23 protein-coding genes and 2 pseudogenes are annotated in these 26,097 nt (G+C 44.5%); 9 read left to right on the top strand and 16 right to left on the bottom strand.

What is annotated here, in order from left to right:
* Positions 1-97 precede the first annotated feature (97 nt).
* The 3 genes from ACR65F_RS16650 to ACR65F_RS16640 all read right to left on the bottom strand — a co-directional run bounded on the left by ACR65F_RS16650 (position 98) and on the right by ACR65F_RS16640 (position 2,094).
* Positions 98-259 carry a hypothetical protein gene (locus ACR65F_RS16650; RefSeq protein ID WP_440505101.1) on the bottom strand — a complete coding sequence of 54 codons (162 nt, stop codon included), beginning with the start codon at positions 257-259 and terminating at the stop codon, positions 98-100.
* A gap of 191 nt (positions 260-450) precedes the next feature.
* Entirely contained in the window at positions 451-846 is a 396-nt protein-coding gene (locus ACR65F_RS16645) for a hypothetical protein (protein ID WP_440505100.1), read from the bottom strand.
* Between the two features lie 93 nt (positions 847-939).
* Entirely contained in the window at positions 940-2,094 is a 1,155-nt protein-coding gene (locus ACR65F_RS16640) for a substrate-binding domain-containing protein (protein WP_440505099.1), read from the bottom strand.
* 624 nt (positions 2,095-2,718) lie between these two features.
* Here ACR65F_RS16640 and ACR65F_RS16635 point away from each other — a divergent pair.
* Positions 2,719-2,922 carry a hypothetical protein gene (locus ACR65F_RS16635; RefSeq protein WP_440505098.1) on the top strand — a complete coding sequence of 68 codons (204 nt, stop codon included), beginning with the start codon at positions 2,719-2,721 and terminating at the stop codon, positions 2,920-2,922.
* Positions 2,915-3,118, top strand: a complete 204-nt coding sequence (locus ACR65F_RS16630; protein ID WP_440505097.1) for a hypothetical protein — start codon at positions 2,915-2,917, stop codon at positions 3,116-3,118. The genes ACR65F_RS16635 and ACR65F_RS16630 overlap by 8 nt, the downstream gene beginning before the upstream one ends.
* Before the next feature lie 71 nt (positions 3,119-3,189).
* Here ACR65F_RS16630 and ACR65F_RS16625 read toward each other — a convergent pair whose 3' ends face one another.
* Positions 3,190-4,419: a NupC/NupG family nucleoside CNT transporter gene (locus ACR65F_RS16625; RefSeq protein WP_440505096.1), complete on the bottom strand. Its 1,230-nt coding sequence runs from the start codon at positions 4,417-4,419 to the stop codon at positions 3,190-3,192.
* A gap of 92 nt (positions 4,420-4,511) precedes the next feature.
* Here ACR65F_RS16625 and ACR65F_RS16620 point away from each other — a divergent pair, with 92 nt between their 5' ends.
* Positions 4,512-5,585 (top strand): LacI family DNA-binding transcriptional regulator, encoded by a 1,074-nt coding sequence (locus ACR65F_RS16620; protein WP_495160522.1) that lies wholly within the window; start codon positions 4,512-4,514, stop codon positions 5,583-5,585.
* Positions 5,586-5,605: 20 nt separating this feature from the next.
* On the opposite strand, the gene ACR65F_RS16615 is transcribed toward ACR65F_RS16620, so the two are convergent.
* From ACR65F_RS16615 to rbsK, 4 genes are all read right to left on the bottom strand, one after another.
* A complete protein-coding gene (locus tag ACR65F_RS16615) occupies positions 5,606-6,895 on the bottom strand; it encodes a uracil/xanthine transporter (RefSeq protein ID WP_440505094.1) in 1,290 nt (429 codons plus the stop codon).
* A gap of 73 nt (positions 6,896-6,968) precedes the next feature.
* Positions 6,969-7,889, bottom strand: a complete 921-nt coding sequence (locus ACR65F_RS16610; protein ID WP_440505093.1) for a nucleoside hydrolase — start codon at positions 7,887-7,889, stop codon at positions 6,969-6,971.
* Positions 7,886-9,085, bottom strand: coding sequence for a M20 metallopeptidase family protein (locus ACR65F_RS16605; RefSeq protein WP_440505092.1), 1,200 nt, complete (start codon positions 9,083-9,085; stop codon positions 7,886-7,888). Before ACR65F_RS16605 ends, ACR65F_RS16610 begins: the two co-directional genes overlap by 4 nt.
* Before the next feature lie 24 nt (positions 9,086-9,109).
* Positions 9,110-10,012 (bottom strand): ribokinase, encoded by a 903-nt coding sequence (gene rbsK, locus ACR65F_RS16600; RefSeq protein ID WP_440505091.1) that lies wholly within the window; start codon positions 10,010-10,012, stop codon positions 9,110-9,112.
* A 574-nt stretch (positions 10,013-10,586) separates the two neighbouring features.
* On the opposite strand from rbsK, the gene ACR65F_RS16595 reads away from it, so the two are divergent.
* Entirely contained in the window at positions 10,587-10,730 is a 144-nt protein-coding gene (locus ACR65F_RS16595) for a hypothetical protein (protein WP_440505090.1), read from the top strand.
* A 60-nt stretch (positions 10,731-10,790) separates the two neighbouring features.
* Positions 10,791-11,366: pseudogene (locus ACR65F_RS16590) on the top strand (manganese efflux pump); the annotation flags it as partial.
* Positions 11,367-11,436: 70 nt separating this feature from the next.
* Here ACR65F_RS16590 and ACR65F_RS16585 read toward each other — a convergent pair.
* The 4 genes from ACR65F_RS16585 to ACR65F_RS16570 all read right to left on the bottom strand — a co-directional run bounded on the left by ACR65F_RS16585 (position 11,437) and on the right by ACR65F_RS16570 (position 16,886).
* Entirely contained in the window at positions 11,437-12,621 is a 1,185-nt protein-coding gene (locus tag ACR65F_RS16585; protein ID WP_440505089.1) for an amidohydrolase, read from the bottom strand.
* 19 nt (positions 12,622-12,640) lie between these two features.
* Positions 12,641-14,053, bottom strand: coding sequence for a YfcC family protein (locus ACR65F_RS16580; protein WP_440505088.1), 1,413 nt, complete (start codon positions 14,051-14,053; stop codon positions 12,641-12,643).
* A 368-nt stretch (positions 14,054-14,421) separates the two neighbouring features.
* On the bottom strand, positions 14,422-15,921 hold the full coding sequence (locus ACR65F_RS16575) for a BCCT family transporter (protein WP_440505087.1): 1,500 nt from the start codon (positions 15,919-15,921) through the stop codon (positions 14,422-14,424).
* A 170-nt stretch (positions 15,922-16,091) separates the two neighbouring features.
* Positions 16,092-16,886: a MurR/RpiR family transcriptional regulator gene (locus ACR65F_RS16570; RefSeq protein ID WP_440505086.1), complete on the bottom strand. Its 795-nt coding sequence runs from the start codon at positions 16,884-16,886 to the stop codon at positions 16,092-16,094.
* Positions 16,887-17,035: 149 nt separating this feature from the next.
* On the opposite strand from ACR65F_RS16570, the gene ACR65F_RS16565 reads away from it, so the two are divergent.
* Both ACR65F_RS16565 and ACR65F_RS16560 read left to right on the top strand, forming a co-directional pair.
* Entirely contained in the window at positions 17,036-18,586 is a 1,551-nt protein-coding gene (locus ACR65F_RS16565) for a maltose/glucose-specific PTS transporter subunit IIC (RefSeq protein WP_440505085.1), read from the top strand.
* A 12-nt stretch (positions 18,587-18,598) separates the two neighbouring features.
* Complete coding sequence (locus ACR65F_RS16560; RefSeq protein ID WP_440505084.1) at positions 18,599-19,285, top strand: N-acetylmannosamine-6-phosphate 2-epimerase; 687 nt, start codon at positions 18,599-18,601, stop codon at positions 19,283-19,285.
* A 101-nt stretch (positions 19,286-19,386) separates the two neighbouring features.
* Here the strand turns inward: ACR65F_RS16560 and ACR65F_RS16555 are convergent, their stop codons facing one another.
* Positions 19,387-20,700 carry an S-layer homology domain-containing protein gene (locus tag ACR65F_RS16555; RefSeq protein WP_440505083.1) on the bottom strand — a complete coding sequence of 438 codons (1,314 nt, stop codon included), beginning with the start codon at positions 20,698-20,700 and terminating at the stop codon, positions 19,387-19,389.
* Positions 20,701-21,255: 555 nt separating this feature from the next.
* On the opposite strand from ACR65F_RS16555, the gene ACR65F_RS16550 reads away from it, so the two are divergent.
* Both ACR65F_RS16550 and ACR65F_RS16545 read left to right on the top strand, forming a co-directional pair.
* Positions 21,256-21,564 carry an SHOCT domain-containing protein gene (locus ACR65F_RS16550; protein ID WP_440505082.1) on the top strand — a complete coding sequence of 103 codons (309 nt, stop codon included), beginning with the start codon at positions 21,256-21,258 and terminating at the stop codon, positions 21,562-21,564.
* Positions 21,565-21,926: 362 nt separating this feature from the next.
* Positions 21,927-22,128 (top strand): annotated as a pseudogene (locus ACR65F_RS16545) (transposase); the annotation flags it as partial.
* Positions 22,129-22,610: 482 nt separating this feature from the next.
* On the opposite strand, the gene ACR65F_RS16540 reads toward ACR65F_RS16545, so the two are convergent.
* The 3 genes from ACR65F_RS16540 to ACR65F_RS16530 form a co-directional block, all read right to left on the bottom strand.
* The gene (locus ACR65F_RS16540; protein ID WP_440505081.1) at positions 22,611-23,426 is read right to left on the bottom strand and encodes an STAS domain-containing protein; all 816 of its coding nucleotides are present in this window, start codon (positions 23,424-23,426) and stop codon (positions 22,611-22,613) included.
* A 157-nt stretch (positions 23,427-23,583) separates the two neighbouring features.
* Positions 23,584-25,179 (bottom strand): ABC transporter permease, encoded by a 1,596-nt coding sequence (locus ACR65F_RS16535; RefSeq protein ID WP_440505080.1) that lies wholly within the window; start codon positions 25,177-25,179, stop codon positions 23,584-23,586.
* Positions 25,179-26,087: an ABC transporter ATP-binding protein gene (locus ACR65F_RS16530; RefSeq protein ID WP_440505079.1), complete on the bottom strand. Its 909-nt coding sequence runs from the start codon at positions 26,085-26,087 to the stop codon at positions 25,179-25,181. Before ACR65F_RS16530 ends, ACR65F_RS16535 begins: the two co-directional genes overlap by 1 nt.
* Positions 26,088-26,097: the final 10 nt, after the last annotated feature.

The following is a 26,097-nucleotide window of genomic DNA, read 5'->3' as shown; positions in this document are numbered from 1 at the left end:
AACACCTTTAAATTACAGTGTTAAAGCAGCCTAATCAAGGTGTTTTATAGTTGTCTCAAATCACTATGTCAGTCTAGGCGTAGACAGGGTTTTTAGATTAAGCCTTTACTGGCTCTTCATCCGCCACGTTCGGACGGTTGCTTTCATCCAAGAAGAAGCTAGCTATGAATCCGACGACTAGCAGAATCGCAGCAAGATAGAATCCAGACGCGAGACTGCCTGTATTGTCTGCAAGAAAGCCTGTGATATAGGGTGCCAAAATGGAGGCTGACATCCTAAAAGAAATAGACCGTCTCTCCCCATTACTAGAGGAAAGACGGTCTTTTATGAGTTTAATGGCTTATTGAAAAGTAAGGAACGTGTAGATTTTCCCCAGTTATGGCAAGATGATTTCTAGTTCAGACAATGAAAAACGAAACGTTTCGATGAAATAGTTTTGTTTTTTCTACATCATTCATCTATGTCTAATGGCAATACTGAATCATTCTCTATGTATCTGGAATAATTCCAACTTTTATTGGATACATCCGTACAAGCTCGATCCACACATTTAAATATATAGGATTGCTTTTTGGTTACGACAATCACTTCATAGTTATCCATGGATGTCGGGTCCACTCCATTAAATCGGTTTACCCCCTGTTTGATGGCGTAGACAGTTTCCTTGGATGCAATGTCCTGATACTGTTTGTTCCCCAGCACCATCATGGTCATTTCCCCTAAAATCACTTGGTCCTCAAAGTTAGGCGATTGCGCGCGGGTAGTATAGCGGTCGACGGCCAAATACAAGACAGATACGGTGCTTGCAAATAATAGAAGGGAGAGTATGAGCGTTGACTTTTTCATTGGATAGCAACTCCTTTTTTGACAGGTTCATAATCGTTTTTCAAGATACTCAAAAGGCACATTGACATTGTGCGGGCCATCGGGTTTCGTTCCTTAGTTCCCTTTTCGTAGCGAAACATAGCCGGATTTCTCTATTAACTGTTGCCCTTCTTCTGATACGATCCAGTCGATGAACTGCTGTACTTTTGGATTATCCGTGCCTGCTGTAACGACATAAAACTCACGTACTAGCGGATATTCACCTGAGCGGATCGAGTCGTTTGTGGGTGCCACACCATCTATATTCAGCAGCTTGATTTTATGCTTTTCCACTAATTCTAACGTTGTGAATCGATGTGAAAATCCAATTGCATTTTTATAATTTCGGTACTCTGCACGCTGCTGAACGTTTCCGTACCCATCTCTAAACTCGTCCTCGGTCGCGGGCTTCGTGAGCGGTGTGCCATCCATAAATTGTTCTAACGCCTTCTGTCCCCTACTGCTCTCTTTCCGCTGATATGCGATGATCGGCATGTCCTTTCCACCTACTTCATCCCAGTTTTCGGTAGTCCCTGCATAGATTTCTCGGATTTGCTGAGTCGTCAAGTTCTGCACCGGATTTTTCTCATTCACAAAAAATACGAATGCTTCTTTGCCAATAGGCGTCACTGTCAGTTCAAGCCCTGCTTTTTTTGCTTTGTTAAAGTGCCATTTCGTAGGTGCAGTAGTAAAAATCATATCCGCCTTACCTTCGATCAAATGCGTAAACGAATAGCCTCCACCATCCCCCATTACGAGACCATCTTTCATATACGAAGGATAGTCCCCTTCAGGATAAACAGCTTCGACAAAAGCTGCATACATGGGATATAGCCAAGTCTCCCCATCCAGTTTCGGCAAAGACTCTTGAAGTTTCAACGATGCAGCTGTTCCAAGTTGAGCAAGTTTAGAATCCTCTCTAAATGGCTGGTAAAACGTCGAATTTACTTCTTCGTTCACTGTCGGAATGCTTTCAGTGTATGCTTCCCGAAGTGGAACGTATCCTGTAATCGCCAGCGCAATACTGGCAATTCCGATGAAGGTGAAGATCCTCTTTCGCGTCGTGAAGTATTTGTATAAGGATAAGGAGACAGCCAAATATACAACTGTCGGGAATACAATAATAAAAGGAATGGGATAGGCCGTTCCATTCATCATCGCAATGATGAAGGCAATAAAAGTTAGAACTACGAGTACAACAAGAAGCATTGCTGATAATAAAGCCGCCACTGAATTTTCTCCTTTAAAATGAAATTTTTATCGTTGTTGGAGTTTTTTATTGCATCATTACTTTTCCACTATTGGAATGGATTAATTGAACGCTTTAAATATTGGAAAAATCGCGGACACAATGAGGGACGCACCTGTCAAAATACTAAATATGACAATTCTCCGTTTTGTTTTAAAAAAATTGTAAATTAGTAGCGTCGCTAACAAAAACAATATTGTCGGTATGACGATGATCAGTGGGATATAATGAAAATCTCCTTGCAGCATAGCAATTACTACGGCAAAAAACGTAATGATCCCCAATGGGACTAATATAATTAACGATCTCACCAAATTCATTGAATGCTCACCTTCCAAGTCGGATCATTAAGTGTATTATTACACCTTTCGTTACTTGCGTCAATAGGCTGATATTCATTTATGCAGAGTAGTTACATTTTTCATCATAAGGCATAGTTCAAGTGAGTTAAGTAATTGATTGGTGCCGCTTCGCGCGTTGAGGGATGAGCTTGTGCACGCTGACTTTACGGAATCGGCAATATGGAGTGGATTATCGGCATTATCGAGCCAAGTATCGGCAGAGTCATGGCTTGAATCGGCACTTACGAGGAAAGAATCGGCAAGATGGATGAATTAATCGGCATCGAGGCACAATTCAACTGCTTTAAGAGACTAATTGGTAGTGCTTCGCTTCTTTTAGTAGGGCTATGCACGCTGGCTTTACCGAATCGGCAAGATGTAGTGGATTATCGGCATTATCGAGCGAAGTATCGGCAAGTTCACGGCTTGAATCGGCACTTACGAGCAAAGTATCGGCAAGATGGGTGAATTAATCGGCATCGAGGCACAATTCAACTGCTTTAAGGGACTAATTGGTAGTGCTTCGCTTCTTTTAGTAGGGCTATGCACGCTGCCTTTACCGAATCGGCAATATGGAGTGGATTATCGGCATTATCGAGCGAAGTATCGGCAAGTTCATGGCTTGAATCGGCACTTACGAGGAAAGAATCGGCAAGATGGATGAATTAATCGGCATCGAGGCACAATTCAACACAAAAAAGCACTCGCGGCTGCGAGTGCTTTTTCATAATTCATTTACATAAACATACCAGCGATTGTACCGCTCATAAGGTTTGCGAGCGTACCTGCGATTACTGCTTTGAAGCCGAGTTTCGCAACAACTGCACGTTGGTTTTCAGCAAATGCTGTCATGCTAGCGATCAGAATTCCGAGCGATCCGATGTTGGCAAAACCACATAAAGAGAACGTGAGAATTGCGACGGTTTTATCCGACAACGCTTCAATCATTGGTTGGAATGATGTGAACGCAACCATCTCGTTCAAGATCACTTTTTGACCGAGCAAGTTACCTGCAGTCAACGCTTCTGACCAAGGAACACCCATTGCGAACGCAAGTGGTGAGAATATGTAACCGAAGATTTGCTGAAGTGAAATGTTCGGATATCCGAACCAGCCACCGATGCCTCCAAGAATTCCGTTAGCCATTGCAAGAAGTGAGATGAACGCGATGAGCATAGCGATAATAAGTCCCGCCATTTTCAAACCTTCAGCTGCACCCTTTGTGACTGCGTCGATTGCGCCCGGCTTCACTCCGCCTTCGCCGATCAACTCTTTCGGCTCGTCGTCAACTACGTTTTTAGGAACTTCCGTTTCAGGAATTAAAATTTTCGCGAACACGAGTCCTGCTGGAGCTGCCATGAAACTTGCAGATAGCAAGTAGTTAATCGGGATTCCAAGTGCTGCATATGCAAGCATTGTTCCTCCCGCAACCGAAGCTAGTCCACCAACCATAACTGCGAACAATTCTGAACGTGTTAGTGTTTTAATGTATGGCTTAATAATAACCGGAGCTTCTTGAAGTCCCAAGAAGATATTAGAGGCTGCGGTAAGCGATTCCGGCTTACTTGTGCCTAGAATTTTCGCCAATCCTCCACCTACGATTCGGACGAAGAATTGCATGATGCCGAAGTGGTACAAAAGAGAGATAAGCGCAGTGACGAAAATCGCCATAACTGCAACCCGGATCCCGAAGATGAACCCCGTAGGAGCTGATGAATCCGCTAGACTTCCAAATACGAAAGCGAGTCCTTCGTTTCCATAATGGATAACATTTTGGATACCGCCAGAAAACTTTTCAATTACTGCTCGTCCTCCGGAAGATTTCAGAACGAGATAACCAAAGAAGATTTGCATGGCAACCCCAATTACTACAACGCGGTAATTGATTTTGCGTTTGTTGTCTGAGAGCAAAAAAGCAACGAAAAGGATGACGAGGCATCCAAGTAAGCCAGTTAGGATATTCATTAGTGTCTCCTCTTATAAATGGATTGTGATACGGTGTGTAATCGGTTTCATATAATTTACCACAGGTTCATTAGGAGCGTCAATAACAAATTGTGACATACTATTTAACGCACCTTGAACTGTTTCGCAATTATTGGTATATTTATGTAAACGTTCACATAATAGGAGAGAATCAGATGCCCACAATTAAAGATGTCAGCAAATTAGCAGGTGTTTCTGTAGCAACCGTTTCTCGCTATTTAAACAAGAATGGTTATGTCAGCAAAGAAGCAGCAGAGACTATCGCTGAAGTTATTGAAAAGCTTAACTACCGTCCGAATAATATCGCGAGAAGTCTCGCAGGCATGAAAACCGCTACGATTGGGTTGATGGTTCCTGATATTCTAAATCCTTTCTTCCCTGAACTTGCCCGTTCAATTGAAGATGCGGCAAACGAATATGGTTACACCGTCATGTTATGTAATACGGATAACGACTCCGCTAAAGAACAAAAATACATTGATACCCTCATCCAGAAGCAAGTCGATGGGATCATCATTTCTTCCTATACGATCAAGCCCGAGCACTTAACAGGCTTGCAGAAACAATCCATCCCTGTAGTCCTCATGGATAACGTTTTCTCCAGCGATTCCATCGTCTCGCTCACCGTTGAAAATCGACAAGGTGGCGAACTGGCAGTCCAGCATTTATTGGAACGGGGATGCTCAAAGATCGCCCACATTTGCGGCCCATTATCGATCACTTCTTCGCGTGATCGGACCGCAGGCTTTGAGCATGCTTGCAGAGGAACAGATTGGTTCACACCTAGCTTAATCGGCTATAGCGATTTCACGGTAAAAGGCGGCTACACAGCCATGATGGACTTACTTGCGCTACATCCGAATTTAGATGGAGTGTTTGCCAGTAATGATTTAATGGCGGCTGGAGCGCTGAAAGCGTTGCAAGAAACTGACCATAAGGTACCTCAAGACGTGAAAGTGATCGGATTTGACGGAATTGGACTGGAGATGTTGAATCCAGAGCTTTCGACAATTGCACAGCCTATTTACAAACTAGGTAAAACAGCAATGGACTCCTTGATTGGATTGATCAGAAAAGAAAGTGACATCATGACCGATCAGGTTTTTCCAGTTACTCTCCATGCCAAACAATCAACAATGAACTGACATGAAAAAGGAGCTCCCCATTAAACGGAGAGCTCCTTTTTCTTGTTCCGGGCTATGAATTCCATGATGACGGACAGTAATACACCGACTAGCAAGCCGTTACTGATCAGCGGTTGCAGCATGACCGGAAACGAACTGAACGTTTCAGGCGGCGCATTTAATAGACTAAGGCCAACTAACATTGGAATTGTAAGCCTATATAGCGAGACCGTTTCGATCTGGAGCTTACGGATATTCCTTATTGCCGTACTGAATAGCTGTAGGTATGCGACAAACAATACCGCGTCCCCTATTGGTGCAGGCATCGTAGAGAAAAAGCCACCGAGTGCAGGCACGAGTCCGAGAACGACAAACAGGATACTTCCGAGGATGAATGGCCCTTTCTGCAGAATCTTTGTACTTTGCAAAAATCCGATAGAGGACGAATAAGGACCTAGTGGAATTAATCCAAACAAACCAGCAACAATCGTACCCGCTCCTGTCACATAATAAGAAGCTTTGTAACGACCAGTTGACGTTTTGTTGTCATACAGTTCCTCCACTGTCGAAATCGCGACAAGGGAGTTTGCCATGTTAATGAGCCCTGCGATGAAAGCAGTGACGACAATTCCGACATGCAGTTTTAATCCACCAAGTGGTAGCAGTTGAAAAATCACACCGCCACTAGTCGATGGGGATTCACTCCCAAAGAGCAACACGTACGCGATCCATCCGCCTAGCATTCCGAAAAGTATCGAAAAATTGGCGATGCTTCCCTTTCCTTTCAGCGACATGACAAGCACCACCATGACGATTACACCCGACAGAGCGGCGACAGGTAAATTGATGGCACCACCCTCTCCAATTCCCATCATCCCTTTAAAGAAGTACAAGATGAGCTGGACAGACAGCAGGAACAAGTAAATCACTAGAACTACGGGATTAAATATTTTCTGTAATATTTCTATAAATCCAATTGCTCCAAGAAGGATTGTCACTACGCCTGCAAGTAGCATCCCGACTGCCAAACTTCCGCCTAGTTCTACGTAGCTGAGTCCCATTGCAGGAGCAGACGCACACAAGCTTAAGACAAGTCCCCACCAAATTCCACCATGACCTTCGAGTAGCGGATAACGGTGACCAATCATCGCTTGTAATAGACTCATCACACCTATCGTGACGAATGAGGTACGGATTAGTCCAGCTGTTTCCGCTTCTGTCAGACCAAATGCGGTACCGATTGAAAGCGGGACGACCACTGTATTGACAACCATAAAAAAGAGCCACTGAACGCCAGCAACTGAAAAGGCGGGTGCGGATAAACGCGACATAGAACCTCCTGCTTTCTGTTGAAAAATTGAATGAAAAAAGTCTGACAAACCAATGTCAGACTCCAATAAGCTGTTACTTACTCAATGTATCGACAAGTGTTTGGATGAATCGCGCTTCATCCACCTCTAAACAAACGTCCACATTCGGTTCCTTTTTGTAATAATTTTTGAAGTCACAAACCGTTTGTCCATCACATAGTTCACTCTTCGTTTCAACATCCACGAAGTATTTCTCAGTTTTCACTAATGTACGATCAAGCGCAACGCCAACCGCTAATGGGTCATGCATCGAGCACGCTTCCTTACCGTTTCTCTTAAGGTAGTGATTCATGTAATGAACTGTAGACTCCTCAACGAAGTCACGTGCAGGCCCTGGTTGAATCGCTTCGACGTCTTTTTTCGTCAGCAATGTCCCCGCTGTCACATCAAGTCCAACTAACGTAATCGGAATTCCAGAGTGGAAGACGATTTTCGCAGCTTCTGGATCGATGTAAATGTTGTACTCTGCAGTTGCTGTGATATTACCTGGATGGTCGACAGCTCCGCCCATGAGGACAAGTTCTTTCAACCATTCTTTTAGACGTGGCTCTTTACGAAGTGCCAGGGCCATGTTTGTCAGTGGTGCAAGCAAAATCACAGTGATTTCACCTGGATATTTCTTGGCTTGTTCGATGATGAAATCCGGTGCAAAACCTTCATCGCGGATTTCCACTTCCATGTCTTTTAACGCGCCACCGATTCCGTCGTTTCCGTGTACACTCACTTCAAAGAACGGTTCGCGCAATAGTGGACGATTTGCACCTTGGACCACTTTCAAGTCATCGCGGCCTAGGAGTGTCGTCACTTTACGTGTGTTAATAGTCGCTTGCTGTAGAGAGGTATTCCCGTTCACCGTCGTAATGCCGAGGATGTCCGCCATTCCACTTTTTTCTGCAAGCAAAATCCCGATTGCGTCGTCAATTCCAGTATCTACGTCAATGATCACTTTTTTCATGCTTGTCCCACCTTTTCCGATTCTAGTAATTCTGTAATGCAATGTAAGCCTGTCGCCACGCCATATTTCAACGCATCTAAATTCACATGATACTTTGCGTTATGCCAAGGGAAGTTCTCTTTTTCGGATGAACCCGTTCCCCAATACATGAAGACGGACGGTACTTCACTTGCGACAACCGAGAAATCGTCGCCACTCATATATGGGTGTTCGTTAACAACGACAGACTGTTCTCCAAATGTTGAAGTGACCGATTTCGTTAATACATCCGTCAGTTCAGTATCATTCCAGCTCGCTGGATAACCTTTGCTGTAGTTGTATTCATACGATCCACCCCAGAATTCTGTGATAGAACGGAGCAACACTTCAAGTTGGGATGCGATTTTATCTTGAGTTTCGGTTTTAATGGTACGAACTGTTCCCGAGATTTCTACGCGACCGCAAAGTACATTCGAAGTCGTACCCCCGTTAATTGTTCCGAACGTGATGACCCCGTTATCGAGCGGAGATGTTTGACGTGACACGATATTTTGCACACCTGTAACAAATTGACCTGCCATCGCAATTGCGTCAATTCCTTGTTGTGGTGCTGCAGCGTGCCCGCCTTTACCAATTAGCGTAATGTACACGCGATCCGTGTTCGCAAGCATGTATCCTGGTTTCATCTCGAAGACGCCCGGCTCAAGGAATGGATTCGTATGTAAACAAATCGCCGCGTCGACTTTAGGATTCTCGAGAATTCCCTCATCGATCATCGGTTGCGCCCCACCCGGTTGCGCTTCTTCCGTTGGTTGGAACATGATTTTAACCGTTCCGTTCCACTCGTCTTTGCGCTCTTTGAGGATTGTTAAAATGGCAAGACCGATTGTTGTGTGGGCATCGTGTCCACACGCATGCATGACACCTTTATTTTTCGAGCTATAGTCAAGTGCTGTATCTTCTTCAATTGGTAATGCATCGATGTCACAACGCATTAAAATTGTCTTTCCAGGTTTCGCTCCAGTAATTTCCGCACATACGCCTGTTTTCGCCATCGCTCTGTGTGTAATACCGATGCGATCCAATTCTTGTTGAATGAAGATTTGAGTATTCGTTTCTTCTTTACTCAATTCTGGGTGCATGTGTAGGTGTTTATAAGTGTCTCGGAGATACCCGTCGAGGCGTTCTTCGATCCATTGGACAGAAATCGTTTCCATCGTATCGTCTCCTTTTAGTGTGAATTAATCCAAGTCAGCGACGTGTGGCATACCGTCTTGCGCACCGAATTTTGTTACGGCACGAGCAGCCACTTTTGTTGCAAATGCGATCATTTCAGGAAGCGACTTTTCTTCCGCAATACCTAATGCAAGAGCTCCGTTGAATGAATCACCAGCACCTGTCGTATCGACGACTTCCACTTTTTCAGCGGGTGTGATGACAAGTTTGCCTTCTTTTAGATACGCACTTCCCTGATCGCCGAGTGTGACGATTAGAGTTTGGTTATACGTAGCTTCCCACTCTTCCATGAGTTTTGCGAGTTCGTCATTTGTTGTGAAAGTATGCTCAGCAAGTAACGCAAATTCCGTTTCATTCGGTGTCAAATAATCGACGAGTTGCAGCAATTCTGCTGGTAGTGTTTGTGCAGGTGCTGGGTTCAGGATTGTTTTGACATTATGTTTATTGGCGATTTCTAAAACTTTCTGAACCGTTTCAAGGGGGATTTCGAGTTGCGTTAACAACACGTCCGATTGAGCGATTAGTTGCTCCATTTCTGGAGTGATTTTCTCTGGAGTCAATGTGAAGTTGGCACCAGGGACAACAACGATACAGTTATCATGATTGACGTGAAAAATGTCCGCGATGCCAGTTTTGACGTCTTCGACTTGGTCGATGAACGCGGTGTTCACTTGGTTTTGATCCATTTGTTCTAATAGGCTTTTGCCGAATTCGTCTTGGCCAACTGCCCCAATCATCGTCACATCGCCACCTAGGCGTGCAATGCTGACGGCTTGATTGGCTCCTTTGCCACCGGGAAGGTAGTTAACTTCATTGCCTAAAATTGTTTCTCCAATTTCGGGTAAACGATCTGTTGAAATAATAATATCCATATTTAAACTGCCGACAACGACAATACGTTTCTTCAATTCATCACCTGTTTTCAAGTAGTAGTAGACAGGAATTTCATTTCCATGTGTAACCGATTACACATTTATAGAATAGCATAGTAGGTTTGGTTGGGGCAATGGTTTTCCGTAACTAGTGCGCAGATTTTTTGAGTAATCAATTAAATTGGGCCGTTTGTGAGTTCTCCGACACATCTTGGCGGTTGTCCGACATTGCGAGGGATTTCTCCTTCACTCAACTGAGTTTCTCAATCACTCACAAACATTTCTCCGACACTTAGCGGAATTTCTCGATAAACGCACACAATTCAAGTGCATTAAGGGACTAATTGGTAGCGCTTCGCTTGTTGAGGGATGGGCTATCCCGCTGGGAGAAGTAGCTCTAGCTTTGTCCGACACATCTCGGCGGTTGTCCGACATTGCGAGGGATTTCTCCTTCACTCAAGTGAGTTTCTCGTTCACTCACGAGCATTTCTCCGACACTTAGCAGAATTTCTCGATAACCGCACACAACTCACCCTGTTTTAAGGGATTAATTGGCATCGCTTCGCTTATTGAGAGATGGACTATCCCGCTGGGAAGTTGAATCGGAAAGATGTCGACACTTATCGGAACTTTGACGGGGAGAATCGGCAACATGGAGACTGGAATCGGCATTATCATGCGAACAATCGGCATCATGAGCAAATTTATCGGCAACGAGACACAATTCAACCATAAGAATTGCCCCGCCATCTAATGCAGACGCCCCTTCCTCGCAAGCCAAGCTGCATATACTGCAGGGTACACCGAGGAGGCAAGGACTATGCAGTGGATTATGATACTTTTCCTTGGCATCGCTGCCAACTTAGATAATTTAGGGATTGGATTGGCTTATGGGATTCAAAAAACGAAGATCCCCCTTCGATCGAATGTCACCATTGCGCTCGTGTCGATGATTATTACGTATTTTGCAATGGTCACGGGTGACAGGTTGTCGACCTATATTTCAGTCTGGACTGCTGATCTCATAGGTGGGTTGTTGCTAAGTAGTATCGGTATTTGGATGTTGCTCCAGCCAAAACCTGTACAACCGAATCCATTTGAAAATCCCACTGTCGCGGATATTGACGGTGACCGGATTATTTCCATTCGCGAAGCGCTCCCACTTGGCTTTTTGTTGTCGGCAAATTGTTTGGCGGCGGGATTCGGAATGGGCGTTAGTGGCAGCTCCATGCTTGGCACGATTTCCTCGGTTGGTTTCTTTTCATTCATCACAATTGGCGCAAGCCATCGATTCGGATCACTTCTTGCGCGTACGTGGATTGGCAAGTATCCAGCTGGCATTGCAGGTGGATTGCTCATCGCGATTGGTTTAGTCGAAATCCTTTTTTAACGCTGCACCCCGCAGACAAAAAGCTCGTACCCCTTTCATTGACAAGGGTACGAGCTTTTATGGCGTTCACTTATGATTGTTCATTCAACACGTCTTCAAATACTAGACCAATGAACGTCTTACCGATATATTCCATTGAACGTTCATCTACATCGAACATAGGGTGATGATGTGGATAGACAGCTTGAATTTCAGGATTTCTTCCACCAGCAATGAAGAATGACCCTTTCACTGCTTTCTGATAGTAGGCAAAGTCTTCGCTGCCCATCATCGGTGGACCGTAACTCACTTTTTCATCACCAAAAATCTTCGTTGCGACGTCTTTCACTAGTGCGGTCTCTTCAGGATCGTTCCAAATCGAAGGGCAGTCACTAATATATTCTAACTTATACTCTGCACCAGCAGCTTCACACGTCGATTTCACGATTTGCTTCAACGCGCCTTCAATCATTTCACGGACTTCTTCGTTATACGTTCGGACGGTTCCTTTAATGATTGCTTGGTTCGGAATAACATTATGGCCTTCGCCACTATGCAACGAACCGACTGTCACGGCAGCTGCTTGTTGCGGACTAACTCGACGACTTACAATTTGCTGCAAATTGACGACGAGCTGACTTGCTGTAACAAGTGCGTCAACTGTTTCATGGGGAGACGCACCATGACCGCCTTTTCCGATCACTTCAATGGTGAAATCATCTTGCGCTGAAGACGAATATCCTTCCATCACTTGCACCGTGCCAACAGGTTCAGTCGACATGACATGTGCGCCGTAAATGACGTCAACGCCATCCAAACAGCCATCTTTGACCATTAAATCCGCTCCACCTGGTGTCGTTTCTTCTGCGAACTGATGAACAAAAATCACTGTACCCGGGATTTGTTCCCGTACTTCAGACAGCACCTTCGCAACACCGAGTAACGACGCCGTATGTAAATCATGTCCACACGCATGCATCACGCCAGGAACCTTCGATTTGTACGCCACTTCTTTTTCATCTTGGATTGGCAATGCATCAAAATCAGCACGTAACGCTATCGTTCTACCTGGTTTTCCGCCAACTAACGTTCCAACCACACCACGACCGCCGACTCCTTCGCGCACATCGATACCGAGTTTCCGAAGGTATTCTGCGATCATTTTCGGTGTTTCCACCTCTTCGTTCGAAAGTTCCGGATGTTGATGTAACTCGCGGCGAATCGAGACTTGTTCAGGATATAATTCATCTAAACGTTCGAATAATTGAGTTAACAAAATAATTCCTCCTTAGTTGTTACGCAGTCCAGACAAACACGTGCGCAATCGTTACAAATATAGCTCCAAGTACCAATTGGATTAAAATTAATGGCCAAACCCACTTAAACCATTTAGCAAATGAAATCTTGGCCATTGCAAGCGCCGCAAGCAGTAAACCACTTGTCGGAGTAATAATGTTCGTCAAACCGTCACCCATTTGGAAAGCGAGTACAGCCGTTTGTCGACTCACACCTAATAGGTCGGATAGTGGCGTCATGATTGGCATACTGAGTGCAGCTTGACCGCTACCTGATGTCACAACAATATTGAGTAAGCATTGCATAACGTACATGCCAATCGCACCTAAACTTGATGGCAAATGTGAAACTAGCGTCGTGATACCATATAGAATCGTATCAATCGTGTTGCTATCTTGCAAAATGACCAATGCTCCGTAGGCAAATCCAACGACCAATGCTCCGACCACCAATTCCTCGCATCCTTTGACAAACGAAACCGCCGTGCCATTGATGCCCTTGCCATTCACGAGGCCGATGATAATCGCCATAATTAGAAACAGTGCAGAAATTTCGGTAATGTACCACTCGAACTTGATAACCCCGAATCCAAGACCAATCAGCGTTGCGACCAAAATAATAAGTGTCGTAATCTGCTTCCCTGTCAACGTATGTTCTTTGACCAAGTCAATTCGGATGTTACGCTTTTTATCCTCTTCATACACGAGGCTCGCTTCAGGATTTTTACGTACTTTACGTGCATAACGAACGACATAGAGAATCGCAACCAGCATATAAATCAGCCAAAAAACAACGCGCAGTCCCATTCCTGAGAAAATTGGAACTTCAGCAATCCCTTGAGCCACACCAACCGTAAAAGGATTCATAAAGGCGGCCGTAAAACCTGACGCAACCCCTACTAATACCATACCCGTTCCCACGATTGAGTCAAATCCCATCATAATCGCAAGTGGAATCATAATGAGGATGAACGGCAACGATTCTTCAAACATCCCGATTGTCGCTCCAGCTAGTCCGAAGAATAGCATCACAATTGGGATCAGATACATCTCTTTCCCTTCCAGTTTAGACGATATGCTTCCAAATGCCCCTTCAATTGCATTCGATTCCCGGAAGACGTTAAACGCGCCACCTACTATGAAAATGAAAAAAATGATTGGCGCACTTTGCACCATACCCTTATGTACTGCTTCAAACACAGGCAAAATCCCTGCTGGCTCTGCGTCAATTCGATGATAGGACCCATCCACTACATACGAGGTGCCATCATCACTTTCCGCACGATCATATTCCCCCGCAGGGATTAGATACGTCGCGATTGCCATGATGATGATAACTGTAAATAAAATAACGAATGGATGTGGTGCTTCCATTTTCCACTTCTTCTTCGTACTCACTGACTTCTCGGACATCCATTCTTCCCCCCGACGCATTCTATTTAATTGCTAAGCAGGCACTTGTGTAACAACACGCATATGACTATTCTCCTAACATATGTATACTTATGCATAAATAGTTATCGGAATATACTTTTCAATCAAGCTAGCAATTGATTTTATTTACGTTACTACAGTATCTAAAGGCAGTCAATCCTTAATTTTTATCAATTTAAACGAATCTAACAATACTTGTTCTTGAATGAAAATTCATTATATCGAGTTTCGCATCACTATAGGAGTTTAAATGGCCTCTCGTGCTCTCCTTGAGAACGAACTCCGTTACAACGAAAAAACCCCACTTGCCAACTCTCGGCAAATGGGGAATGGATACTTCCTCTTTCCTACTTTACAGTCGATTCTTTTTTCCTGACTTCTTCACTGGCTGACTTATAGAACGACACTGCCATTAAAATGATGATGAACGAAAATGGCAATGCTGAAATAATGACTGTATTTTGCAGTCCTTGGGTGCCGCCAAAGTACACGACGATCGCTGCCACCGCTGCTTGGATAAGTCCCCAAGACATTTTGACAGACTGAGCAGGGTTGGACAGCCCATTTGTCGTAAACATGCCGAGCACAAATGTCGCAGAATCTGCTGATGTAATGAAGAAAATGGCAATGACAACAATCATCAGTATGGACATGATGAACCCGAGCGGATACTGCTCGAGCATGCCAAATGTCATCGTTTCAATCGGCATATCAGATAACGTCGCCAATCCTAAGTTTTCTACATTGAGGGCAGACGCCCCGAAAATGGAGAAGAAGATGAAACAGACGAAAGATGGAACTAGAAGGACACCCAGCAAGAACTCTTTCACAGTACGGCCTTTTGAAATTCGTGCAATGAATGCTCCGACAAATGGGGACCACGAAATCCAGAAAGCCCAATAGAATAATGTCCAGTTGTTGATCCATTCACGGCTACTGGCGTTTTGAGGTGCAGATCGGAAGCTCATTTCCACGATATCTGTCACGTAACCGCCAAACGCATTTGTAAACATGTTGAGAATATAGAGGGTTGGACCTGTGACGAAGAGTAGTAAAAAGAGGGTAAGAGCAAGTCCCATATTAATGTTACTCAAGTATTTGATTCCTCTTCCGATCCCCGACCATGCGGAAATCATGAACAGCACTGTCGTCACAGCGAGGATTAATAGCTGCATCCAAAACTCGTCTGGTGTATTGAAAAGATAGTGGAATCCTCCATTGATTTGAGCGGATCCAAATCCGAGTGAAGCCGCTACACCGATGACCGTTGCTAGTACGGCCAAAACGTCAATAATCTTTCCAAAGACGCCAGTCATTATTTTTTCTCCAAATAGTGGAATCAAAGTGGAACTGATCAATCCTGGATAGTTCTTGTGGAATTTAAAGTAAGCGAGGGTGAGTCCGACGATCGCGTATATCCCCCACGCACTGACTCCCCAATGTAAAAATGTGTATTTTAACGAATCTTTAATCGCCACATCTGTTCCAATCTCTGCGACAGGAGCAGATTTGAAAGCGTATGTTACCGGTTCAGCAGCCGACCAAAAGACGACGCCGATCCCCATTCCTGCACTGAACAGCATCGCAAACCAAGAAAGAAGACTGAATTCAGGCTTCGAATCCGGACTTCCAAGTTTGATATGCCCCAACTTGGAAAATATTAAGTAGAGACAAAATAATACGATTGCTGCGACAAGCCATAAATAATACCATCCGAAGAGGGTGGAAATGCCTGAAGTTATAGTAGTCGTACTGTTTTCTAATGTTTCCGGTGAAATCACACCCCACGCTACGAGTGCCAAGCACCCCGCAAGTGCATACCAGAAAACTGATGTTACTTGTTTCAAAAATACCATCCTCACTGTATTGCTCAATTTTATATGCTTAACGTTTTTACCCCTTATGAATAATTTCAAACCCCTGCACACTAGAAAAGGTATTATGCAGATTATTCCCCCAAGTAAAAACCCAAGTTCCTAATTATAAGGACTTGGGTTTGACAGCATTATCGGTTCATTTATCCAAAACGTTTTAGCGCTTCCAGCGTCTTATTACGTTGCTCCATTAACTGTGCGTCTCCGAGCAGCCGATAGGTCAGGACATCCAAGTAAAACAAACTGGAGATTTGTGTATTGATGAACTTTTCATCATCAACATATACATGATTCGAAACTAGCACAACTTCATCAGCAAGCGCTGTCAACTCTTCGGCATGATTTGTTGTAATCACAATGACCCGTGCTCCACTTCTTTTTGCCTGCCGCGTAGCGTCCAACACGCTTTTGGTTTTACCCGTATAGGAAAAACACATAAAAACGTCCTCTTCATGTAATAACGTACTTTTCATAACCATTCCATGTGCATCGGTGATTGCTGTCGAGTCAATCCCCATCCGCTCAATTCGGCTATTGAATTCTTGGGCAATTAACCCTGAGTTCCCAATACCACAAAACAGGACCCGCTTTGCACTGATTAGATCATTCGCAATTCGCTCCGTTTGTTCTGTGTCCATGAATTGTTGAGTAGACGCAATAATGGACATATAATAATTTGCTACGCGTTCCACTTCTTCGTCCTTAGCATGTTTTTCGGTGCGTGTTGCAAGCAACGCGTACTTCATTTGCTGGAAGCTCGAAAACCGAATTTTTTTGCAAAAACGGGTGATACTAGAAGGCGACACATCGATTTCTTCAGCCAGATCAGTAATCGATTTTTGTGCGATATTTTTTTCACCTAGCAAATGTTCTGCGATTTTACGATCGTTCTCGGTGAACTCTGCATTGTGCTTTTGCAGTCGATTTTTAAAATCCATGGTCCAAATCCTTTCACATCTTGGTCTTTCTATCATCATAGCATATCCTAAAATTGCCAACACCACTTTGAAAATGCAGAATAAGACATTGACAATAGTGAAAGCGTTTGCTATTCTATTAAAAAATATTTCCAGGAGGTATGTTTTTAATGAAAAACTTTTTCGGTAAAGCGCAACAGTTCGGTAAATCCTTCATGTTGCCAATCGCGATCTTACCTGCTGCTGGTTTGCTGCTCGGAATCGGAGGCGCATTATCCAATCCAAATACAATCAGTTCTTATCCGATTTTAGATCAGAACTTCTTACAAGCACTATTTACTATAATGAGCAGTGCGGGAAGTATTGTATTCGCCAATCTCCCTATCATCTTTGCGGTCGGGATTGCAATTGGTCTTGCCCGATCCGATAAAGGGACAGCAGCACTCGCAGCACTTGTCGGTTACTTAGTCATGAACGCGACCATTAACGCAATCTTGATCATTACCGATTCACTCGCTGTCGACAATCTATCTGCTGTCGGACAAGGAACGGCGCTAGGCATTCAAACGCTCGAGATGGGCGTATTCGGTGGTATTGTTGTCGGAATCATGGCCGGCATGTTGCATAATCGATTCAACAAAATCGAGTTGCCTCAGTATTTAGGATTTTTTGGAGGCTCCCGCTTCATACCTATTGTAACGGCATTTTCAGCTATCATACTCGGAGCAATCCTGTATCTCGTATGGCCACTGTTCCAAAACCTGATTGCAGAAGCTGGTAATTTGGTCAATGCGACAGGCGTCATCGGAACATTCTTGTATGGATTCATCCTACGCATGCTCGGACCTTTCGGATTGCACCACATTTTCTACTTACCATTTTGGCAAACAGGCCTGGGCGGTTCACTAGAAATCGGAGGTCAACTTGTTCAAGGAACGCAAAACATTTTCTTTGCACAACTAAGCGATCCGACTACGGAACGATTCTTTGAAGGTACATCCCGCTTCATGTCCGGTCGTTTCATTACGATGATGTTCGGTCTTCTCGGTGCAGCTCTTGCGATTTATCACACAGCTAAGCCAGAACACAAAAAGGTTGTCGGCGGTCTCATGCTATCTGCAGCATTAACGTCGTTCTTGACAGGAATTACAGAACCACTCGAGTTCTCGTTCCTATTCATTGCACCTGCCCTATACGTGGTCCACGCTGTATTTGACGGCTTGGCATTCATGTTGGCAGATATCTTCAATATTACAATCGGCCAGACATTCTCTGGTGGCTTTATCGACTTCATGCTATTTGGAGTCTTGCAGGGTGAGGCCAAGACAAATTGGATGTATGTCATTCCAATCGGAATCGTTTGGTTCTTCCTGTACTACTTCACATTCAAGTTCATGATTCGCAAGTTCAACTTCAAAACACCTGGTCGTGAAGATGAAAAAGCCATTGAACCAGCTGATGGCCAATCGTCTATCGATCCTCAAGCAAGCCGCTCACATACAATCATCGATGCGCTCGGAGGAAAAGATAACATTCTCGACCTCGATAATTGCGCGACGCGGCTACGGGTTACGGTGAAAGATCCTGATCTCGTGAAGAAAGAGGTTTTCCCAGCGACAGGCAGCAAAGGCATTATCATGAACGGTACTGGCGTCCAAGTCGTATATGGTCCTCAAGTTTCTGTCGTGAAGAACGAAGTGGAAGAAATTTTAGAGCAATAAGGAGGAAATCTCATGCATTTACCATCGGACTTGATCGTTTCCTGCCAGGCACTTGAAGATGAGCCGTTACACTCGTCTTTCATCATGAGTAAACTCGCACTCGCTGCGTTTCAAGGTGGAGCAAAAGGGATTCGCGCCAATTCGAAAGAAGATATTTTAGCGATTAAGCAAGAAGTCTCACTGCCTGTAATCGGCATTGTGAAACGGAACTATCCAAAATCGGATGTCTACATTACAGCAACACGTGTTGAGGTTGATGAATTGCTTGCGAGCGGTTGCGAAGTCATTGCGATGGATGCCACTCTTGCAACGCGTCCTGCAGAGTCTCTCCAGGAATTAGTTAACTATGTTCGCGCAACTGCCCCAAATGTCGAACTAATGGCAGACATTGCAACCGTGGAAGAAGCGGTTAATGCGGATCAGCTCGGCTTTGAATATATCGGGACGACGTTACATGGTTACACCGTCAATACTACGGGGCAGAAAGTGTACAACAATGACTTCGCGTTTTTGAAGGATGTGTTGAACGCTGTGTCTGCACCAGTGATTGCAGAAGGCAATATCGCGACACCCGACATGCTGAAGCGTGTGTTTGAACTTGGTGTATACGCTGCGGTTGTCGGCGGTGCGATTACACGCCCCCGTGACATCACCCGAACGTTTGTCAATGAATTGCAAAACGTTCGTACAGATTCTTGATATGCAAAAAAGTCACCCTTTTAGAGGGTGGCTTTTTAAGTTACTGTTGAATTAAGCACAAGGAACCCCCTTCAAGAAATCTCGAAGGGGGTTCCTTTTCTTCATTTCAATTGTAATTTCTCTTGTATTGCTTCCCACATCACGGCATACCCGGCGCTCGTCGGATGTGGACTATCGGTTTCCATCAAATCTTCATATGTTTTGTCAGGATGCTGAGCTAGATATGCATTCAAAGCATCGTAATGCGACACAAACAGATACCCATTTTCACTACTAATCCGTTTCAATAAGTTATTGATACTGTCGGGTGAGAACTGATAATTTGCGATTTCGTTTGTTGAAGGTGGTGGCGCCATGACAACCATGAGCTCCGATCGCTTCTCCACCTCGCTTAGCAACTTACGGATCGTTTGCTCATACTGATCGAGGTCTCCAATAAGACGGTCGTTCGTACCAAGCATGACGAACACAACATCTTCTTTGGATGAAACAAGCTTGTCAATCCGCTCCAACGACCATTTCGCCGTTTTCCCACTAATTCCTGCATTGAAGAAATCCACCGATCCAAATTCCTGCTTTGTAGCATAAGTCCGGAACCCATTTGCCCACGTATCCGCTTTATGCGACGATTCCCGATACGTCGATTTCCCATCTTGTAAAATCACGCGTCCATCTGAAGGAATCATATACCCATCTCCTCCAGCACCAGCGGTAATACTATCGCCGATCAATTTGATGGACTTCACGTTTCCGCTTTTCAACTTACTCGCAAGTTGACTGTAAGACCCAGGCATGGACTTTGTAATTTTGTCCATCTCAGCACGATACACGAATACCGCAAACTCGCCACGCTTCAGCAAATCGTCTGTTCCAAACTGCGTTTCAGACTTTCCTCTAGTTATCCCGTTGGAAACCAATCCCGCAACCGCGTTTATATAGCGACTGTTGACATCACGAAACGAAACGCTTGAAGCATCTCCTTGCAATGCATAAGCCTGCGCATGACTTAGCATAAGCGCCATCTCGCCACGCTTAATAGGCTCGGTGAATCCAAAATAATTATCGCTCTTCCCTCGGATAATCCCTGCGTGTTGCAAAGCACTCACCGCCTGATTAGCACGTGCAGGAACGTCAGAAAATTCCCGAATTGCAGATGGTTTCATCGGCAACCCTAATGCGTTTGCCAATATAACGGCTGCGCTTCCTCGAGTAATCGGTTCCCCCGTACCAAAAAGTGTCGGCGAAATTCCATTTGTATAATTCTTACTCGTTAAGTAATTCACGGATTCTTCGTAAGCAGGCGAGACATCCCGAAAGCCGTCCGCCACCGCCTTCACTGGCGATATGGATGATATAGTTATTATCAGAACGATCAATAACGCCCACTTCTGATAGATTTTCTTTTCTCTCTTCAATTCGTTTCCCCCTGTAGTAATCAGCTTTGCAAATGTTATTGTTTATATCGACTAAAATAATACAATTTGAATAATTATTTGACATGATTATCTTAATAACATTTTTAGAATTCCACTAACTCATCATTCATATACTGCCTGATATCGATGAATTAAAAACTGCCTATATCTAATATGCAGGATCTCGTTTTACATCAACTGGGATATTCAACGATAGACATGTAATTTCCGTCATCATGGGAGTAGATGAGAGTGAAGGCAGTCAAAAAGCTGGGCAGTTCACTCTCATTCGAGAGCTTATTGAGCGACTTGGTGAATAAGTTTATGATTAGTAATCAACTTCGACAATCCAGGTAGATTTAAGCAATCAGGTTTTCCCGCTAGAAAGCAACCTTTTATAGCTCCAGCTTCTTTCATCGCACATTTTCTAATACTATGATGCCTTTTAAAGACGAATAAAACCTTCAGAACAAACAGATATGATTCTTTAGTACTGTATACTTTTTTTCGTTTTCTAGATAAGATAGTCTTATCATGCAGTGGAGGTTGAACTAGATGAGCTGGTCTGTTTTCGGTATCTTTGTCCTGCTAGTCACTTGGGGATTTACAAAGTCTATAAGTATAGGAATCGTATTGCTTCTTACCTGCTTCGCTCTTTATTCAGGTTTTGTCTTTATAAAAAAACATACGAAACAATTTGCACAACCGAACAGTATCCAACAGCCCTCTCGCCAAGAGTTTTTAGCTAGCGAACTGAAGCGGCTCAAGGACTTACGGGAATCTGGTCTACTTACTGAAGAAGAGCTCACTGTTCAAAACAGACTTCTATCTTGCAGCAAACAAAACACCTACATACAATCCTGAATCGGATCTCTATAAAGCAAACCAGCCGTTATTATCCGGCTGGTTTTTCTATATCTTTTAACCCCCTACGAGAGTGACGCAATTTCACATATAAAAAACGGACTCTAAAACGATAGAGTCCTCCAGGCTGTAGACAAAATTCAGAAATCACGGGGTTATCCTATAGTCTTTTCTCTTTTACAACAGGATTCACTATGAAAAGTCGATTTTCGCTGCGAGCGGACGCTTTCCGAGGGGCTTGCTCTCAGCCGCTTCCCTCGCTTTGCTCAGTCCAGGGTCTTCAAGCTTCGCTGATCCCTCAGGAGTCGCCGCTCTCCGCTACAATCAACAATGTCTCTCAATTATCAAATCAGGTGATGGAAATGATGACGAAGAATCAAGTTATGAACGGGAACAGATGGAAATACTTACGATCGAACAATTAGTTCCGCAAGACCAGATCTGGTCTGCAAATTAGAGGCAACAATTGATTTCTCCTTCATTTACCCATTGGTTGCAGATCTATATTCCCTATTCAGGAGATCTATCATAGATCCTGTTGTACTCAATAAAATGTCAATCATTTAATACCCTAATCCCTCTTAGGGTTTTCCTTCGCATACCATTCTTCTCCTTGGCATCGACAAAGACACGTTCAACTGCCTCTTTACATTTCCATAGACTTCTTTGATTTCATATCGGTGTCTCAAGTATTCTGTTTCATTTAATTAGTCTTGCCACTGGACATGGAGCCCCCAATTGCATTCTTTGCCTGAATGATGTGAATGTGTCCTAGGACATTCAGTTGATTGAAGTGCAGGACGGCGACTCCTGGGGATCAGCGCAGCGCGAAGACCCCGCAGTAGCGAAGCGACGAGGAGGCTGAGGGCAAGCCCCCGGAAAGCGCCCGTCCGGAACGGAGATCAACGGCCTGTTATCCTTCATTTTCAGAGTCAACGATGCCAAAAGACAAAAGGGATGGAAATCAAATTGATTCCCATCCCTTTTGTCTAAAGTCTAACGAACTCTAAAAACGATAGAGTCCGCATTTTCATAAATCTATAAAGTCACAGCAAGCTTTCCAATGCCTGTTTAACCGTCGCATAATACTTCGTTCCTGCAAAACTCATACCTGAATTGACAATCTTCTGTGCAAGTTCAGGTCGAAGTCCCGTCGTAATGACATCAATACCCATCAAGCTCAAGGCATCTTCAATTTGCTGAAGTGATCGAACGACCTGATCATCCACTGTAACCAGACCCGAGAAATCGGCAATCGTACACTCTACATCCATTTGTGCAACTTTAGGCAAGACATTATTCATAATAGCAAACGCTCGATCATCAGTGATCTCTCCGATAAACGGTATAATGACAATGCCATCCTGCACTGGGACTATGGGCGCTGATAATCTAGCAAGTTCCTTTTGAGTACTTGTTCGATAGAGTTCAGAAAGCCTCTCAAATGCATAATAGGTTTCATTAAGACTGATATCCAACATTGTATTTACTTGTTTATTAACAAGGGCAAACTCTTTTAAAGAGAGCTCCAGCTTTTCACTCATTTCAACAAGTACGTCTCCGAATACGATTCGTGTAGGAGGATATCGATCGACAATGACAGAGATTTTACCACCGTTTTTTGTCTGCATGGCAGCATTGCTACGACTCCATGTCATAAGTGCTTCGGGAATTTCAAGATGCTCACTTCGTAGCGATTCTCCGAGTGACTGCCAAAGTTCCTTGTACATAAGCAATGCCTGTTGCTGTTCAACTTGTGGAACCTCAACTGGCAGCTTTTCGCAAACCCGCTCAACGATTGTCGCCGCTAGTTCATCTGTATGATCCGTTATATAGTGAATGAATTTGTCAAATGGTTTCATGTCTAATCACACCCCATTAATTTCCTACTGTCAGTATACAGGATTTAGTGAAACGTGACCATCAATGACACAATGGGTTTTATTAAAATTATAATTTCTCTATGATTCCATCCTTAAATTCTACTCGCCTTTCTTTAAGTCTCATTAGAACGCGCCTCTATAAGATATCCCTTCTTCGATAACCAAACAATCCAATGACAACTAACACTGCAGCTATAGCTAACAAACCACCTTCCGCCATCCAATTCACTGATTCACTCGGCCACTCTGACACCCAACCGAATGGGGAGAGTCTTGCTGCCCAATCCGGCACTTGAAACAAGCTCCCGAGATACAACGTGACAAACGAATAGACGATATATAGCCAGACAAGTGAGCTCCATCGAGGTGCGATACCGATTAGTAAGGAACTCACCCCGATCATCACTGCGATCGCGGGCAGTTGGACAGCGCTCGCCCCGAATACCGTTGCAATCGTTAGCGGTTCAGCCATAACACTCCTGCCCGCTAGCCACAACCCAGTCGCTGCAAGAGAATTCATCACAACTCCATTCATGACTGCTACGAATACATATCCCCCCATTAGTTGTGTCCTCGATACGCGACGACCTAGCACACTATCGACTCGGCCTTTCTTCTCTTCACCGACTAATTTGTGCAGCGCTAGAATTCCAGGAATGGTGGCAATGAATGCCATGACGAGCATCAGCATAGGTAAAAACTGTTCAGCGACAGGTCTATCTGAGTTACCAGTAAGCATATTCGCTAGTAATTCGTTTCCATCGAAAAACGATTCCAAATCACCGAGGACGGAACCGTATGAGAGTCCAAGGATGAGCATTCCGATTGCCCAAATGCTAATTCCCGTCCGTTGCAACCGCAACACGAGCGCAAGTGGAGTTTTGAGGAAAGCAGAAGCATGTGCCCTACCAGGCTTCTGGTGGATGAATCCTGAGCCCAGGTCTCGTTTACCTTGCAAAATACCAGCTATACTCCCTAACACCACACCACTAACAACCAGAAACACGATCGGCCATCCATTGTCCTCACTAAATGGTTGAACAGAAGTTACCCAACCGAATGGAGACAACCAAATCATTACTGATTCTGTAACATTCCCTGATGATTGGATCACATACGAACCTACAAGAACGATCATCGCAAGACTCGTCGCCCCTCGTGCACTTTCAGCCAACTGCGCACAAACTACAGCAACTCCAGCAAAAAAGAGCCCAGTTCCACCAAGAGTCACCCCATATAATAACGCTCCGGAACTCCCCATACCCTCTATTCCCAAACTCGTTAGACCTATCCAAAGAACAATTGCGAGGACTGCATTTACGCCCAACAACACAGTCATTGCGGCACTAAGTGGAGAGCTTCTTCCTATGGAAAGGGATCGAATCATTTCCGTCATCCCGGCTTCCTCTTCAGCCCTCGTAAACCGGACGGCAAGCAAGATATTCATCAATGCAACGGCAACAGCCGTCAGCAACAGCATCTGATGCGTCGTCATAGCACCGAGTGTATAATGCTCCAGATTCCCTGGTCCGACCATCGCCGTCATCGCAGGATTCCGCATCGTTTCAGCCATCACATCCCGCTGCTCCTGCGTCGGATACAACTCCTGAAACGCAAGCGGAACAGCATGCGTCACAACGGAAATGCTCACAACCCAAATAAATAATCGGACGAAATCACGTCTTATGATGAACCTGGTCAGTCGACCGTTTCCTGCCATCGAACGTCCCATTAAGAGTCACCTGCTTCGGCTCTTCCAGTAACGTCTCCGTAATGCTGCATGAACAAATCCTCGAGTGTAGGTGGTGCACTCTCCAATCTCCGGATTCCGTGCTTACTCAAATACGTCATAACAGCATCGAGTTTATCCCCATCCACTTGAAACTTCCAACCATCTCCAGCCTTCACCAGCTCATGGACTCCTGGTATCTGACCAATATCGGTAACAGGTGAATTCAACTCCACATAAAGGTTCGAACGCGTCAAATGACGCAATTCTGCTAGCGTTCCTGTTTCCACCATCACCCCTGAACGAATAATCCCGACTCGATCACACAATCTCTCCACTTCAGAAAGAATGTGACTTGAAAGCAGAACACTTTTGCCGGCTGCCTTCACTTCTTCCACACACTGTTGAAAAACGCGTTCCATCAAAGGATCCAATCCCGACGTCGGCTCATCGAGGATGAACAGCTCCGCATCCGATGCAAATGCAGCAACAAGCGCAACCTTCTGCCGATTCCCCTTCGAATACGTCCGACACTTTTTAGATGTGTCCAAGTCAAATTTCACGATCAGTTCTTCACGGCGTTTTGCATTCACTTCGCCTTGTAGACTAGCAAACAAGTCAATGACTTCGCCGCCCGTCAAATTCGGCCACAAATTCACATCCCCCGGGACATAAGCAATTTTCCGATGAATCTCTACTGCATCTGACCAAACATCCTGCCCGAAAATCGTCGCTGTCCCTGCATCCCGTTTCAACAGCCCCAGCAATACCCGAATCGTCGTAGACTTCCCGGCTCCATTCGGTCCGATGAATCCAAACACTTCGCCCTTTTTCACTTCAAAATCCACACCATCAAGCGCCTTAAACTTTCCAAACGTCTTCGTCAACCCTTTAACATCTAAAATTGGCATCCCCACACCC

The organism is Sporosarcina sp. SAFN-010 (genome assembly GCF_059415065.1).
This window is presented reverse-complemented; position numbering and strand designations above follow the sequence as displayed.